This is a genomic window from Streptomyces sp. NPDC096079 (assembly GCF_040303145.1).
Lineage (GTDB): Bacteria > Actinomycetota > Actinomycetes > Streptomycetales > Streptomycetaceae > Streptomyces.
The window spans coordinates 101,365-115,871 of the sequence record NZ_JBEOST010000007.1 but is presented as its reverse complement, the minus strand read 5'-3'; the positions used below and the strand labels follow the sequence as shown (position 1 = coordinate 115,871).

The window sequence follows — 14,507 nt, the reverse complement described above, 5'->3', positions numbered from 1 at the left end:
AGCAACTACGGCAGTCTACCCGCCGCCCCCGCACCGCCCAAATGGATCAGCCCGCCCGGAACCCCGGACGGGCTGACCCCCACCTCACCTACCGGTGACTCAGTGCTCCTCGAAGAGGCTCGTCACCGAACCGTCCTCGAACACCTCACGCACCGCGCGCGCGATCGTCGGCGCGATCGACAGCACCGTGATCTTGTCCAGCTCCAGGGCACCCGGCACCGGCAGCGTGTCCGTGAACACGAACTCGCTCACCTTCGAGTTCTTCAGGCGGTCCGCCGCCGGACCCGAAAGGATGCCGTGCGTCGCCGTCACGATGACGTCCTCCGCACCGTGCGCGAACAGCGCGTCGGCCGCCGCGCAGATCGTGCCGCCCGTGTCGACCATGTCGTCCACCAGGACACACACGCGGCCCTTCACGTCACCGACGACCTCGTGCACCGTCACCTGGTTGGCGACGTCCTTGTCACGGCGCTTGTGCACGATCGCCAGCGGCGCGTCCAGACGGTCGCACCAACGGTCGGCGACCCGCACACGACCCGCGTCCGGAGACACGATCGTCAGCTTCTCGCGGTCGACCTTGGCGCCCACGTAGTCCGCCAGCACCGGCAGCGCCGACAGGTGGTCCACCGGGCCGTCGAAGAAGCCCTGGATCTGGTCCGTGTGCAGGTCCACGGTCAGGATCCGGTCCGCACCCGCCGTCTTCAGCAGGTCCGCCACCAGACGCGCCGAGATCGGCTCACGGCCGCGGTGCTTCTTGTCCTGACGGGCATAGCCGTACGACGGGATGATCACGGTGATGCTCCGGGCCGAGGCCCGCTTCAGAGCATCGATCATGATCAGCTGCTCCATGATCCACTTGTTGATCGGAGCCGTGTGGCTCTGGATCAGGAAGCAGTCCGCGCCGCGCGCCGACTCCTGGAAGCGGACGTAGATCTCACCGTTGGCGAAGTCGAACGCCTTGGTCGGAACGAGACCGACACCCAGCTGGTGCGCGACCTCCTCGGCCAGCTCGGGGTGGGCGCGGCCGGAGAAGAGCATCAGCTTCTTCTCGCCGGTCGTCTTGATCCCGGTCACAGCACTGTCTCCTCAGACGTGTTCTCTGGCCGCGACCCCGCGCCCGTCGAGCGCATGTGCGTGCCAGCCGAATTTGTGTGCACGTATCACGGTACGCCGAGTTCGACGTACCCGTTTCCGGTCAGCTTTCGCCGGCGGACTCCTCAGAGGCGGCCTGAGCGGCCTGCGCGGCGGCACTGCCGGGCCGCTTACGGGCCACCCAACCCTCGATATTCCGCTGCTGGCCCCGGGCCACGGCGAGCGAACCGGCCGGCACGTCCTTCGTGATCACCGACCCCGCCGCGGTGTAGGCCCCGTCCCCGATCGTGATGGGAGCCACAAACATGTTGTCCGAACCCGTACGGCAGTGGGAGCCGATCGTGGTGTGGTGCTTCGCCTCGCCGTCGTAGTTCACGAACACGCTCGCGGCACCGATGTTCGTGTACTCGCCGATCGTCGCGTCACCCACGTACGACAGATGGGGGACCTTCGTGCCCTCGCCCACCGTCGCGTTCTTCATCTCGACGTACGTACCGGCCTTCGACTTCTTGCCGAGGTTCGTGCCCGGACGCAGATACGCGAACGGTCCCACGGAGGCGCTCTCGCCGATCACGGCCGAGAAGGCGACCGTGTTGTCCACCCGGGCACCCCGGCCCACGCTCACGTCCGTCAGGCGCGTGTTCGGGCCCACCACGGCGTCCTCGCCGACGTGCGTGGCACCGAGCAGCTGCGTACCCGGCAGGATCACGGCATCGGCCTCGAACGTCACGGTCACGTCCACGAACACCGAGCCCGGGTCCACGACGGTCACGCCGGCCATCATGGCCCGCTCCAGAAGCCGCCGGTTCAGCAGCGCGCGGGCCTCGGCGAGCTGCACCCGGTTGTTGATCCCCAGGATCTCCCGGTGATCACCCGCCAGCGAGGCGCCGACCCGATGACCGGCCTCGCGCAGGATCGACAGCACATCGGTCAGGTACTCCTCACCCTGGCTGTTGTCCGTCCGGACCTGCGTCAGCGCCTCCGCGAGCAGCTTCCCGTCGAACGCGAACACACCCGAGTTGATCTCCCGGATCGCGAGCTGGTCCGTCGAGGCGTCCTTGTGCTCCACGATCTCGGTCACCGCGCCGTCCGCGTCCCGCACGATCCGCCCGTACCCCGTGGAGTCCGGCACCTCGGCCGTCAGCACGGTCACGGCGTTGCCGTCGGCGGCGTGCGTGCCGGAGAGCGCGCGGAGCGTCTCCCCCGACAGCAGCGGAGTGTCGCCGCACACGACGACGACGGTCCCCTCGGGCGCCGCGCCCAGCTCCTCCAGAGCCATCCGCACGGCGTGCCCGGTGCCGTTCTGCTGCTCCTGGACGGCGGTGCGGGTCCCGGAGTAGTGCTCGTCGAGGTGGCCCTTCACCTGCTCACGGGCGTGCCCGACGACCACGACGAGGTGCTCGGGCTCCAGCTCGCGGGCGGCGGACACGACGTGCCCGACGAGCGAACGCCCGGCGATCTCGTGCAGGACCTTGGGGGTCTTCGACTTCATGCGGGTGCCCTCACCCGCTGCGAGGACGACGACGGCTGCCGGGCGGTTGGCGCTCACGGGAATGCCCTTCGGCTTTGGGTGGTGGACGCACGAAGGATACCGGGGGGCAAGTGGGCGGACATGAGTGCGGGTCCTGACCTGGACGGTCAGGACCCGCGGCGCATGGGCTCCCGGAGAAGGATTCGAACCCTCATTCAATGGACCAAAACCATTTGTCCTGCCCTTAGACGATCCGGGATGGTTCGCCAGCTATGCCCGATTCCGCGTGGGAGAGATCGGGACGGCCCCTACTATGCCGCACCAGGCCCCTTCGATGCGACGGTACAGATCGGCGCTCCCGAGGATTCGGATGGAGAGGCAGCCGTGGTAATCGGTGCCCACGTTCTTGCGATTGGTCAGCGGGCTGTGGCGTTTGACGACCGTCTTGCCGAAGGACGAGGGGTCGACATCCACGAGGTCGCCCCAGTAGCGCTCGGCATCGCCCGCGTCAGCGGTCTCGTGGATCATCACGCAGTACCGTCGGCGCTCGCGCTCGACCCCGAGGAGGTCGAGCCATGCGGTGAAGACCCGGACCATCCCGGAGTCGCTGTTCACGAAGACCACGCGCTCACGGCGGGCGTGCGGCTTGTCCTTCGTACCCTCCGCCCAGTACAGGCTGACGCCGATCAGGAAGAGCTCGCGTTCGGACAGCGCCCCGACCTCCTCGGCTGCCGTGCGCTTGACCGTGCTGCGCTCCTCCTCGCGGCGGCGCAGGGTCGACTCCCAGCCCCGCCGCGCGATCTCGGACGCCTCTTCCCTGGTCCGCCTGCGTTCGGGCTTCGGCAGATCCCGAACCCAGAGGGAGATCGAGCTCTTCGAGCAGCCCAGCTCCGCCTGGATCCGGTCGTAGGTCCAGCCCTGGAGGCGCAGCTCCCGCGCGCGGTCGCGCAGGTCGTCCTTCGCGTTCGGGCGCTTCGTCCACTCCGGCGGGGGTTCGCCTTCGAGGAGGCGGTTGAGGAGGTCGTTGTTGTCGACGTGGAGGCGGTCCCGGATCTGGCGTCGGCTGAGGCCCTCGCGGCGGAGCGCGACGGCCTTCCGGCGCAGGTCCTCGAAGTCCGCGTACTTGCTGGAGGCGGCTGTCATGCCCCCACCCTCGTCCGGAATCCGGACGTCCGGATCGAATGCGCGGTCGATTCAATAGTTCGAGGGACGTGTGTACGCGGCGTTGACGTGGGGGCCCACCCGTAGGGTGGTGGGTATGACCACAACGGGGGCAGACCGGGACGCCGTGGGCGTCGGGAGTTGGTGGTGGTGGGGGAGACCGCGGAGTGCCGTCCTCGACATCGGGCTGGCGCTCGTGTCCGCGCTGGAGTGCGCCCTGGAGGGCATCGGCTTCGCCGACAAGGCCTCGCTGCCCGTCCCCGTGGGCGTGCTGTTCGGGCTGGTCGTGGGGTCCACGCTGCTCGTCCGGCGCCGCTGGCCCATCGCCGTCGTCCTCGTGTCGATCGCCGTGGCGCCCGCCGAGATGGGCTTCCTCATGGGGATCGTCGGCCTGTACTCGCTGGCCGCTTCCGACGTGCCCCGGCGGATCACCGCCCTCCTCGCCGGGATGTCGACGCTCGCCGTGTACGTCGTGACCGCCGTGCAGATGCGGCAGGACGTCGCCCAGGTCGACGAGGGCCCGCCGGACATCGATCCGAGTGGCTGGTACGTGCCGAGCGTCGCGCTCTTCGTGACGCTCGGGCTCAACGCGCCGCCGGTTCTCTTCGGGCTGTACATAGGGGCGCGCCGCCGGCTCATGGAGAGCCTGCGGGAGCGCGCGGACTCGCTGGAGCAGGAGCTGTCGCTGCTCGCGGACCGGGCCGAGCAGCGGGCGCAGTGGGCGCGGCAGGAGGAGCGGACGCGGATCGCCCGTGAGATGCACGACGTCGTCGCGCACCGGGTGTCGCTGATGGTGGTGCACGCGGCGGCGCTGCAGGCGGTGGCGTTGAAGGATCCGCAGAAGGCCGTGCGGAACGCCGCTCTGGTGGGGGACATGGGCCGGCAGGCGTTGACGGAGTTGCGGGAGATGTTGGGGGTGCTGCGGGAGGAGGCCGTTCCCGTGGCTCCCGCCGCGGTGCCGTTGGCGGCGGTGGGGCGTGCGGCGGCGGCCGCGGCGGAGGCGGCGGCCGAGGACGGGCCGTGTCTGGACGCCGTGGAGGCCCTGTGCGAGCAGTCGCGGCTGGCGGGGGCGGCGGTGGAGCTGGTGGTGCTGGGTGCGGCGCGTCCGTACGCCCCTGAGGTGGAGCGGACGGCGTACCGGGTGGTGCAGGAGGCGCTGACGAACGTCCACAAGCACGCGGCCGGCGCGAAGGTGGTGGTGCGGCTCGCGCATCGGGGTGCGGAGGTCGCGATGCAGGTGGAGAACGGGCCGTCGGACGCGGCGGTGGCGGATGCGGGGCTGCCGAGCGGGGGGAACGGTCTGGTCGGGATGCGGGAGCGGGTGCTGCGGCTCGGCGGTGTGTTCGTGTCGGGGCCGACGGACGCGGGTGGGTTCAAGGTGTCGGCGGTGCTGCCGACGCCGCCCGCGGTCTAGCCGGCGGTGAGGCGGGTGGGCTGGGCTCCGGTGATGAGGGTGGAGAGGGCCGCGTCGATGTCCTTGCCGAGGTACCAGTCGCCGGCGTGGTCGAGGCTGTAGACGCGGCCTTCGGTGTCCATGGCGAGGACGGCCTGGTGTTCGCCCTCCTCGCCGAGGGGGGCGAGCTCGGTGTCGAGGGCGCGGCCGAGGTCGGCGAGGGTGCGGGAGAGGTGGAGTCCGGCGAGGGGGTCGAAGCGGACGGCGGCGGGCGCTATCTGCCGGCCGTGGCCGGGTGCGGTGACGCGCAGGCCGCCGAATTCGGCCCAGGCCTCGACGGCGGCGGGGAAGACGCTGTGCCGGTGTCCGGCGGGGGAGATGTGGGCGCGCAGGGTGTCGGCCCATTCTTCGGCGAGTTTGATGTCCCAGCGGCCGGGCTGCCAGCCGGCCTCGCGGAGGGCGGCGTCGACGTTGACCGGGAAGCGGGTGGTGCTGAGGTGGTCGGGCATGGGGGTGCGGTCAGCCGTTCTCGACAGGCGTGGTGGGGTCGACGGTGCGGACGCCGAAGTGGGCGAGCATCGCGGTGCAGGAGCGGCAGGGTGCCGCGTAGCTGCCGTGGAGCGGGTCGCCGTCCTCGCGGATGCGCCGGGCGGTGAGCTTGGCGTGTTTGAGGGAGCGGCGGGCTTCGCTGTGGGTGAGCGGTTTGCGCTGGGCTCGTTTGGAGCGGCTGTTCTCGGTGGCGGTGAGGTGCCGGGAGAGCAGGATCGCCTCGGGGCAGCGGCCGGTGAAGCGTTCCCGCTGGCTGCTGGTGAGGGTGTCCAGGAAGTCCTGGACGAGGGCGTGCAGGGCGGGGGGCGTGTCGCCGCGGCCCGCGGTGCACGTGAGGGTCTCGCCGCGGACGGAGAGTGCGGCTCCTACGGTGGGGAGGATTCCGTCGCGGCGGTGAAGCAGTAAGGGGGCGCGTGTGGCCTCGGCACTGCTGCTCCAGTTGAGGCGTGGGTCACCCTGTGTGGGCGTCGTGGTTGCGTGCATGGTGCTGGTCTTCCCCTCCTGCAATCCCCCGAGTTGCGTGGACAGCCTGCCAAATAGGGAGCCATATGGGGAAGCTGGGGCGGCGAAACACGTCCTCGGTGTGTCGGAATCATGGTGTGCCTGTCATGGCGTCGTGACAGTTGGTCACGGTCGGTGGTCGTCGGTTCGGGGCCGGTTCGGGCTCTTGTGGCAGCGCATAGGCTGTGCGGAATCAGGCTGTGGGAATCAGCCGGTAGCAGCAGTCAGTGACGCCATGCAGGGGGCAACCGCCATGACGACAGGTCGGCTCGGGCAGGACACCGCGCCACCGAACGCGGCCTACGCCGGGCAGGTCGTGCATTTCCCGGATCCGGTGCGTGCGTCCCGTCACCCCAGAGGGGTACGGGTGGATGAGCACGGTCACCCGGATTTCTCGCCGTACGCGCGTGCGGCGGCGGAGATCGCGGATCCGCCGGAGGGTTTCGGTGTCGACGAGCTGCGTCTCACGGACTACGTGTCGGCGAACGCGGCGATGGCGGCGACGGGTCATGAGCTGTGGGACGGGATTCCGTCGGTGGCGACCCCGCACGGCTGGACGTGGCACCACGTGGCGCGGTCGCGGCGGATGGAGCTGGTTCCGGTCGAGGTGAAGGCGTTGCTGCGTCATCACGGCGGGGTGGCGACGGCGGCGGTGGACCAGTCGAAGCGGGGTACGCGTCCGCTGCAGGAGACCCGGCCGGCGCACTTCGGTCTGCCGAAGGGGCTGGTGTCGGTGTCGGAGGCGCAGCTGCAGGGTGTCGAGGAGGATCTGGGCTATCGGCTGCCGGGGGCGTACCGCTCGTTCCTGAAGGCGGCGGGCGGGTGTGCTCCGGTGGGGGCGGCGCTCGACGCGGAGCTGGGGCTGCTCGTCGACCAGCCGTTCTTCACGGTGCGGGAGGAGGCGGGGGTCAATGACCTCGTCTATGTCAACAAGTGTCTGCGTGACCATCTGACGAAGGACTATCTGGGCGTGGCGTTCGTCCAGGGCGGTCTGATCGCGTTGAAGGTGCGGGGCGCGGCGGTCGGTTCGGTGTGGTTCTGCGCGTACGACGACGCGCGGGATTCGGGCGCGGTGGCGGCCGGCTGGACGGTGAGTGAGCGGGTGGAGCGGTTGTTGCTGCCGTGCGGTGCGGATTTCGACGCGTTCCTCGGGCGTCTGGCGGGGAATCCGCCGGAGCTGGAGACGGTGGCGAACCTGATGGTGGACGGCGGCTTCGCGCGTGCCGTGCCCGTGGTCCCGGTGGGGGAGTGAGCTGGCTGTGGTGACGTTCGCGCAGGCGCAGGAGCGCGCCGAGGAATGGATCAACGGCGACCTGCCGGCGTATCAGCACCGTGAGGTGCGGGTGCGGGAGTTCGAGCTGGGGTTCGTGGTGTGGGCGGAGGACCGCGAGGGCGGTCCGACGTCGGACGGCGGGCGTCAGCGGCTGGTGATCGCGCGCAGTGGTGAGGCGACGCTGTGGCCGGGGCTGCCGGTGGGTGAGGTGATCCGGCGGTACGAGGAGGAGTACGGGGCGGCGGAGGAGGTTCCGGCGCAGGCGGCGGTGCCGGCGGCGCGGATCGATCTGAACCAGACGTCGTTCCTGCTGAGTCCGCCGGAGTGGTTGCAGGACGCGGCGGACAAGATCGGGTTGCCGCGGGAGGAGTCGCACGCTTCGCAGGAGAGCGCGAGTGCGTCGGCGCCGTCGGACGATGTGTCGGAGGCGGTGTCCTCGTCGCCTTCGTCCTCTTCGTCCTCGTCCTCGTCCTCGTCCTCGTCCTCGTCGTCTTCCTCTTCCTCTTCCTCTTCCTCTTCCTCGTCGTCTTCGTCCGAGGCCGGTACGGCTCCGGTTCCGGCGGTGTCGGCCGAGCCGGCTCCGCCGGCGGGGGGAGACGGGTACGAGCCGACGGCGATGGACGGCGTTCCGGCGTCCACGCCTGCGCCTGCTCCTGCCCCGGCGCCCGTGCCCGTGGCGGACAGTCCGTGGGTGGACGCGAACGCGAGTTCCGGGGGCGCGGACGGGGCGGTCCCGCTGCCCGCGACCGTCTTCGCGCCGGCGCTGTCGGGTACGGACGACGAGGACACGCCGCCGCCGGTGGTGGGCGCGGACGCGCCGACCGCGCTGATGAAGGGGGGCAGTGCGCTGCCCCCGACCGCGATCGCCCCGCGGCTCGACCCGGCGGCTCCGGCCGCGGGTCCGGTTCCGCCCGTCCCGCCGGCGTCCGCCCCGACGCCGCCGCAGGCCCCGCCGGCTCCGCCCGGGCCCTCGGCTCCGGGTGCCGGGGCCATCGCGGACGCGGCGACCGGCAAGGCCGAGGTGTCGCCGAGGGCCGGGCGGGGTCCGACGCCGCCTCCGCCGCCGGGGGCCCCGGGTGTTCCGGGCGGTTCGCAGGGCTCGAACGCGTACATTCCCACGCAACTGGTGTCGCAGCTCGGGCCCGAGGGTCCGCAGCCGCCGAGGCCGCCCGCGCAGCCGGGTCCGCCCGGTCCGCCGCCTCCGCCGGCCGCGCCGGGTCCGGTGACGCCTCCGCAGCCGGTTCACCACGCGGCGACGATGCTGGCGCATCCGAACCAGGGCGGTCCCGGCGCGCCTCCGCCGCCTCCGCCGCCGCCGGGCGTGCCGGGGGGCGGTACGCCCGCGGGCGGGGTCGCGCACGCGGCGACGATGCTGGCGCACCCCGGTCCCGGTGGTCTGGGCGCTGCTCCGCCGCCGCCCGCTCCGGCGCCGCCGGTCGGCGGGCACACGCCGCCGCCCGCGCCCGGTCCGGTGCCTCCGGGGCCGGTGCCTCCGGGTGGGCCGGTGCCTCCCGCGTACGGCTATCCGCAGCCGACGGGGCAGCCGACGGTCGGTCCCGGGTACCAGGCGGTGCTGCGCTACCGCGCGCCCGACGGCTCCGAGGCGCAGATCATCCGGCGTTCCGCGCCGGGTACTCCGCATCCGGAGTGGCAGATCCTGCACGAGCTGCGCGCGATGAACGTGCCGCCGCAGCAGGTGCTGGAGCTGCACACGGAGCTGGAGTCCTGTGAGCTGCCGGGTGGTTACTGCGCGCGGATGATCCGGGAGACGTGGCCGCAGGCGCGGATCACCAGCATCGCCCCGTACGGCCGTGATCACGCGGGCCGGCAGCAGGGCATGCGGCAACTCCTGACGCATCAGGGCGAGTTGCACCAGGTCGCGGACGGTCCGGCGCGGCCGGCTCCGGTGCGGGCGCCGCTGCCGCAGGTGCAGCCGGCGCCGCCGATTCCCCCGGAGGGGATCGCGCAGGAGCTGGCGGGCGCGTTCGGTCCGGGTGTGCTCCGGTTCGACCAGCGGGCGGTGTCGCGGCAGGGCGTGCCGGAGGTCGTGGCGCGCACGCTGGTGTGGGCGGGGCTTCCGGCGGACTTCGGTCCGTTCTTCTGGGCGCAGCCGGCGATGCCGGTGGTGCCGACGCTGGCGGAGCTGGCGGCGCAGCGGCAGGTCCCGTCGGCGCCGGACGCGAGCTCGTACCTGGTGCTCGGTTCGGACTTCGGGCGGGCGATCTGCGTCCAGTACGGGACCGCGCACATCGTGGCGGTGCCGGTGGAGGCGGGTCCCGGCGGGCAGGTGGTGCCGCCGCAGTTCGTGAACTCGGGGCTGCCGGAGTTCACGCGGTCGATGGCGCTGCTGGGCCGGATGTGGCGGCTGCGGTTCGGGCTGAACCCGGAGCAGGCGGGCCGCTGGACGGTCGATTTCCAGGCGCAGTTGGCGATGCTGGATCCGGCGGCGCTGTCGTCGCCGGAGAACTGGTGGTCGGTGCTGCTGGAGCAGATGTGGGACGGCCTGCTGTAGCCGCAGCTGGACCGGATGTGATGAAGGGCGCTCGACGTGTGTGCACGTTGGGCGCCTTTTGTCCGTTCTGATGACGCATCCTTGTTGTTCGAGGTCAACGGGAAGGGGCGTCAGGGATGGGTTTCGCCGTCGGGCGGGGGCGGGGATACCGCCCCGAGCAGGTCGACCGTCATCTCGCCGCGCTCTCCGAGGAGCGGGACGCGGCCTGGGAGCGGGCGGCGCGGCTCACGGTCCTCGCGAAGGAGATGGAGACGGAGGCCGCCGGGCTCCGTCTGGCCGTCACGCAGCTTGCGCCGCAGCGGTACGAGTCCCTCGGCGAGGCCGCGCAGAGGATCCTGGAGCTGGCCGAGCAGGAGGACGAGCGGCTCGTCCGCGCCGCCGAGGCGGAGGCGCAGGCCCTCGCGGAGGCCGCCGAGCGGGCGGCGCGGGAGGCGGAGGAGTCGGCCCGGGCGTACGCGGAGGGCGTCAGGACGGCGGCGGACGCGGCGGCCCGGGCGACCCTGGAGGAGGCCCGCGCGCGCTCCGAGGAGAAGGGCGCGATCGCCCGCCGGGACGCCGAGGGGGCCAGGGAGGCCGCGCGGGAGGCCTTCGAGGAGACCGAGCGGAGGGCACAGACCCTGCGGGCGGAGCAGCACGCGGAGCACACTGCGGTACGGGACGAGGCGGAGCGCGCGGCCGAGGCGGAGGCGGCGGCCCTGGACGCCCGCCACGAGGAGCTGGTCACGGCGGCGCAGGAGCGTCTTGAGGAGACGCGGCGGGCCCTGGCCGAGACGGAGGAGCAGGCCCGGCACGGCCAGGAGGACGCCGAGGCCCGCGCGGAGGAGCTGCTCGCCGAGGCGAGGATGAAGGCGGAGCGGATCGAGCGCGAGACGGAGCGGGTCCTGCGGGAGCACGAGGAGGCCCGGGAGGAGATCCACTCCCACATGGAGCACATCCGCAACTCCCTCGCGGCGCTCACGGGTCGCCCGGCGGCGTCCGAACCGCGGGACGGGCAGCGGGACTCGGGCGACGGGGAGGACCCCGAGGGCGCCGAGTAGGCTCCGTGATCATGCTGATGAGACTGGCGGCCGTCACGCTCGACTGCGCCGACCCCATGGCCCTGGCCGCGTTCTACGAGAAGGCCACGGGGCTTCCGCTCGCGGACAGGTCCGACGACGAGTTCGCCGGACTGCGGGGCGCCGACGGTCTCTTCCTCGGGTTCCAGCGCGTCGAGGGCTACCGTCCGCCGACCTGGCCGGGCCAGGAGGTTCCGCAGCAGCTGCACCTCGACTTCGACGTCGACGACCTGGAGGAGGCCACGGCCCGCCTGGTCGAGTGGGGCGCGACCGTCCCGGCCGGCCAGCCGCGCCCGGACCGGTGGCGGGTGGTCCTGGACCCGGCGGGCCATCCGTTCTGCCTGTCGCTACCCCGCCCGCCCCAGGACGCCTAGAGCCTGTCCTCGCGCCCATTGGTCTTTCCGTGACGCGGTGAGGTAGAAAGCTCCGTCGATCAATCATGATCACGTCACAAGGCACTCGCATTCGGGGGAATGGAAGAATGACCTCAACTCGCCGTGTTCTCAGCGCGATCGCGCTCCTCGCCACCCTGGGCGGCGTCGCCGCCTGCGGTCCGGAGGACCCCGGCGCCGCGGGCACGCCCGGAGGTTCCGGCGCCGCCACGCCGTCGGCCACGGCGTCCGGGACGTCGGACCCCGGCGAGGCCGGGGACGGAGCCCCGGCCGACGACGTCGACGGTGACGGAAAGGGAGGCGACTGCGGCACGCCGCCGACCCTGCCCGCCGGGCACCTGAAGCTGAAGATCCGGCTCATGCGCGACTCCGGCGGCTTCGAGGCCGCCGAGGCCAAGCCGCACTGCACGCCGAACGACTGGATCTACGGCGCCGAGGAGGGGGACCCGACCAAGCACTACGTCCTGCCCCGGAGCGTCGAGGCCTACCTGGCCCTCGGCCCCGGCCAGACCAAGCGGGTCGACCACGAGCAGCTGGCGCTGCACATCGACCGCTGCCACGCCCAGGAGATCGGGGCGCCCACCGAGGACTACCCCAAGGTGGAGGCCCCCTACGGCTGCTACGGCAACGTCTACGAGGTCACCCTGGACGCCAAGGGCGAAGTGGCCACGATGAAGGAGATCTGGAGCGTCTGACGACGTCCGCCTCCCGCGGCCGGAGCCCGGGCTCCGGCCGCGGGAGGGGCGCCGCCGGTGGTGGCACGGGGGCGGTGGGAGGGGCGCGCGCGGGGACGGTTAACGTCGTTCCCTCACGGGAGGGAACCCTTTAGATGAACCACGCGCGCGTGCGTGGCCGCAGACTCGCGGCCGCCGCCGTCACCCTCGTTCTCGCCGCCACGGGCGGCACGCTCACCGCACTTCCGGCCTCGGCCGCGCCGGCCGCGACGCGGGGGGCACAGCAGACCACTGTCCCGTTCCCGCGGAACGCGGACGTCGTCGGCGCCGGGCCGAGCGGCTTCCTGTCCAAGACCCGGGGCTCCGCACCGGAGTTCCGCTGGACCTGGTACGCGGACGGCTCGTCGGTCGTGCTGCCGGGTGCCACCGCCGCCTCCGCCGGCGGCGCGGACCTCGTCGTCACCGTCGACCGGTCCGCCCCGGTCGCCGGGCGGACGGTGAAGGTCTACGACCTGGCGCAGCCCACCGCGGCCCCGGTCCCGCGGGAGGTGAGCCTCGACGCCCTCGGCGAGGGCTTCTTCTTCGAGGGAGTGGCCGGCACCACCATGCTCCTGGGCCGGTACCAGGAGGGCGCCTCCGGCGGGCAGTACGCCGTCACCCTCGACGGCGGCACGCCGACGGCCCGGCTGATGACCGGCAGGGCCGGACTCCAGTGCGACGACGGCCGTGAGGGCTGGACCGACACCGCCTCCGCGCTCTACGAGTGCCGTGTCGACGCGACCGGGACGGACGTCAAGGTCCTCGTCGACCTCGCCTCGGGCACCTCCAAGTGGTACCCCCAGTTCGAGGACCAGTGGGCCCGCGAAGGCGCCGTCTCCGCCACGCACGTGGCCTGGCGGGAGGCGCGGATGTCGGGCGGCCGGTCCGTCCACGGGATCGTCGCCTTCGAGCGCGGCGGCACCACCGAGCGGTGGATCCCGTCGGACGACGACCTGACCGACCCGCTGTACCTGGTCGGCGGCTGGGTGGCGTCCGGCCAGAAGGCCCACATCGACTCCTCCGGCTACGTCGACGGCGGACCCAACCCGACGAAGCGGCCGTTCACCGTCCAGTCGATCGCGACCGGCGAGAAGACCGTCCTCCTCACCGCGTTCTCCTCGGCCGTCGCCGGTCCCGGCGGCAGCCTCCTGGTGCGCGGTGGCACCGCCGAGCACGGCGAGGGCCTCTACCGGGTCTCGCCGCGCGCCGATGGTGGCCGCCCGGACGTCGAACTGGTCGCGTCCACGAAGCAGTCGACGGTCGTGACCCTCACCGGTTCGACCACGCCGACCGCGCTCACCGGCGACCAGGTCGCGCAGGGGGTCGACTTCGGCTGGGACCTGTCCCGGGCCGACAGCCGCGTCTGGCTGACGCTGACGCACGTCGCCAGCGGGAAGTCCGTGTCCACCGGGTGGCAGGTCCCGGAGGGCCTCGACGCCGGGACCCCGCGCCGGATCACCTGGCACTGGGACGGCAAGGACCTGGAGGGCGCCGACTGGGGCCGCCCGGCCCGCAACGGCGCGTACGAGTGGAAGCTCACCGCCCGCCCCGACGACGGCATCGGACCGGAGCTCGTCTCCACCGGACGCTTCACCGTGACCCGGCCCGCGGCGCCGCACGACTACGACGACGACGGCACGGCCGACCTCCTCGTCCGGGACCTCGACGGCGTGCTGTGGCGCTTCGGCACCCGGCCCGCCACCCCGGGCGGCTCCCTGACGGACACCGGCGCGTCCCGGGTGGGCGGAGGCTGGCAGGCCTACGACCGGATCGAGGCCGTCGGGAACGTCGCGGGCTCGGCCGAGCCGGACGTGATCGCCCGGGACAAGACCGGGGTCCTCTGGCTCTACCAGGGCACGGCGGACCGGGACAGGACGCTCTCGGGCCGCACGAAGATCGGCCCCGGCTGGCAGGCCTACACCGAGCTCGCGGGCGGCAGCGACCTGACCGGCGACGGCCGGGCGGACCTGGTCGCCACCGACAAGGCCGGCGCCCTGTGGCTGTACAAGGGCACGGGTTCGGCCACCGCTCCCTTCGCCGCGCGGAAGCAGATCGGCACCGGCTGGGGCGCCTACAACCAGCTGACGGCCACCGGCAACCTCGCCGGCGGCCCGGCCGGGGACCTCGTCGCCCGGGACAAGGCCGGTGTCCTCTGGCTGTACCTCGGCAAGGGTGACGGCACCTTCGCCGCCCGCACGAAGGTCGGCGGCGGCTGGAACGCGTTCCAGCACATCGTGGGCGTCGGCGACGCCAACGGCGACGGCCGCGCCGACCTGGTCGCCTCGAACGGCGACGAGACCTTCTACGCGGGCACGGGCAGCTGGTCCGCCCCGTTCAAGAAGGGCCTGCCCGTCTCCCTGACGCAGGACTCGTCCTACAACGCCGTCTTCTAGCC

12 protein-coding genes and 1 tRNA gene are annotated in these 14,507 nt (G+C 72.4%); 7 read left to right on the top strand and 6 right to left on the bottom strand.

Annotated elements, in window-relative coordinates:
* Positions 1-99 precede the first annotated feature (99 nt).
* From ABTY59_RS16810 to ABTY59_RS16795, 4 genes are all read right to left on the bottom strand, one after another.
* Complete coding sequence (locus ABTY59_RS16810) at positions 100-1,074, bottom strand: ribose-phosphate diphosphokinase (RefSeq protein ID WP_030690291.1); 975 nt, start codon at positions 1,072-1,074, stop codon at positions 100-102.
* A 121-nt stretch (positions 1,075-1,195) separates the two neighbouring features.
* Complete coding sequence (gene glmU / locus ABTY59_RS16805) at positions 1,196-2,641, bottom strand: bifunctional UDP-N-acetylglucosamine diphosphorylase/glucosamine-1-phosphate N-acetyltransferase GlmU (RefSeq protein ID WP_352019704.1); 1,446 nt, start codon at positions 2,639-2,641, stop codon at positions 1,196-1,198.
* 110 nt (positions 2,642-2,751) lie between these two features.
* Positions 2,752-2,822 (bottom strand) — tRNA-Gln (locus tag ABTY59_RS16800).
* A gap of 11 nt (positions 2,823-2,833) precedes the next feature.
* Complete coding sequence (locus ABTY59_RS16795) at positions 2,834-3,706, bottom strand: hypothetical protein (protein WP_352019703.1); 873 nt, start codon at positions 3,704-3,706, stop codon at positions 2,834-2,836.
* 115 nt (positions 3,707-3,821) lie between these two features.
* Between ABTY59_RS16795 and ABTY59_RS16790 the strand changes: the two genes are divergently transcribed.
* The gene (locus ABTY59_RS16790; protein WP_352019702.1) at positions 3,822-5,138 is read left to right on the top strand and encodes a sensor histidine kinase; all 1,317 of its coding nucleotides are present in this window, start codon (positions 3,822-3,824) and stop codon (positions 5,136-5,138) included.
* On the opposite strand, the gene ABTY59_RS16785 is transcribed toward ABTY59_RS16790, so the two are convergent.
* Positions 5,135-5,626: an SUKH-3 domain-containing protein gene (locus ABTY59_RS16785; protein ID WP_352019701.1), complete on the bottom strand. Its 492-nt coding sequence runs from the start codon at positions 5,624-5,626 to the stop codon at positions 5,135-5,137. The two genes, ABTY59_RS16790 and ABTY59_RS16785, sit on opposite strands and share 4 nt — an antisense overlap.
* Before the next feature lie 10 nt (positions 5,627-5,636).
* On the bottom strand, positions 5,637-6,149 hold the full coding sequence (locus ABTY59_RS16780) for a YwqJ-related putative deaminase (RefSeq protein WP_352019700.1): 513 nt from the start codon (positions 6,147-6,149) through the stop codon (positions 5,637-5,639).
* Between the two features lie 271 nt (positions 6,150-6,420).
* Between ABTY59_RS16780 and ABTY59_RS16775 the strand changes: the two genes are divergently transcribed.
* The 6 genes from ABTY59_RS16775 to ABTY59_RS16750 all read left to right on the top strand — a co-directional run bounded on the left by ABTY59_RS16775 (position 6,421) and on the right by ABTY59_RS16750 (position 14,505).
* Entirely contained in the window at positions 6,421-7,419 is a 999-nt protein-coding gene (locus ABTY59_RS16775; RefSeq protein ID WP_352019699.1) for an SMI1/KNR4 family protein, read from the top strand.
* Between the two features lie 7 nt (positions 7,420-7,426).
* Complete coding sequence (locus ABTY59_RS16770; protein WP_352019698.1) at positions 7,427-9,952, top strand: SUKH-4 family immunity protein; 2,526 nt, start codon at positions 7,427-7,429, stop codon at positions 9,950-9,952.
* Positions 9,953-10,068: 116 nt separating this feature from the next.
* On the top strand, positions 10,069-10,989 hold the full coding sequence (locus ABTY59_RS16765; protein ID WP_352019697.1) for a coiled-coil domain-containing protein: 921 nt from the start codon (positions 10,069-10,071) through the stop codon (positions 10,987-10,989).
* Between the two features lie 11 nt (positions 10,990-11,000).
* Positions 11,001-11,381 carry a VOC family protein gene (locus tag ABTY59_RS16760; protein WP_352019696.1) on the top strand — a complete coding sequence of 127 codons (381 nt, stop codon included), beginning with the start codon at positions 11,001-11,003 and terminating at the stop codon, positions 11,379-11,381.
* 107 nt (positions 11,382-11,488) lie between these two features.
* Complete coding sequence (locus tag ABTY59_RS16755) at positions 11,489-12,094, top strand: hypothetical protein (RefSeq protein ID WP_352019695.1); 606 nt, start codon at positions 11,489-11,491, stop codon at positions 12,092-12,094.
* Positions 12,095-12,228: 134 nt separating this feature from the next.
* Entirely contained in the window at positions 12,229-14,505 is a 2,277-nt protein-coding gene (locus ABTY59_RS16750) for an FG-GAP-like repeat-containing protein (protein WP_352019694.1), read from the top strand.
* Positions 14,506-14,507: the final 2 nt, after the last annotated feature.

Coding starts and splice junctions, on each gene's coding strand:
- ABTY59_RS16750 (WP_352019694.1), top strand. CDS start 12,229: ATGAACCACGCGCGCGTGCGTGGCCGCAGACTCGCGGCCGCCGCCGTC.
- ABTY59_RS16760 (WP_352019696.1), top strand. CDS start 11,001: ATGCTGATGAGACTGGCGGCCGTCACGCTCGACTGCGCCGACCCCATG.
- ABTY59_RS16765 (WP_352019697.1), top strand. CDS start 10,069: ATGGGTTTCGCCGTCGGGCGGGGGCGGGGATACCGCCCCGAGCAGGTC.
- ABTY59_RS16795 (WP_352019703.1), bottom strand. CDS start 3,706: ATGACAGCCGCCTCCAGCAAGTACGCGGACTTCGAGGACCTGCGCCGG.
- ABTY59_RS16790 (WP_352019702.1), top strand. CDS start 3,822: ATGACCACAACGGGGGCAGACCGGGACGCCGTGGGCGTCGGGAGTTGG.
- ABTY59_RS16785 (WP_352019701.1), bottom strand. CDS start 5,626: ATGCCCGACCACCTCAGCACCACCCGCTTCCCGGTCAACGTCGACGCC.
- ABTY59_RS16780 (WP_352019700.1), bottom strand. CDS start 6,149: ATGCACGCAACCACGACGCCCACACAGGGTGACCCACGCCTCAACTGG.
- ABTY59_RS16775 (WP_352019699.1), top strand. CDS start 6,421: ATGACGACAGGTCGGCTCGGGCAGGACACCGCGCCACCGAACGCGGCC.
- ABTY59_RS16755 (WP_352019695.1), top strand. CDS start 11,489: ATGACCTCAACTCGCCGTGTTCTCAGCGCGATCGCGCTCCTCGCCACC.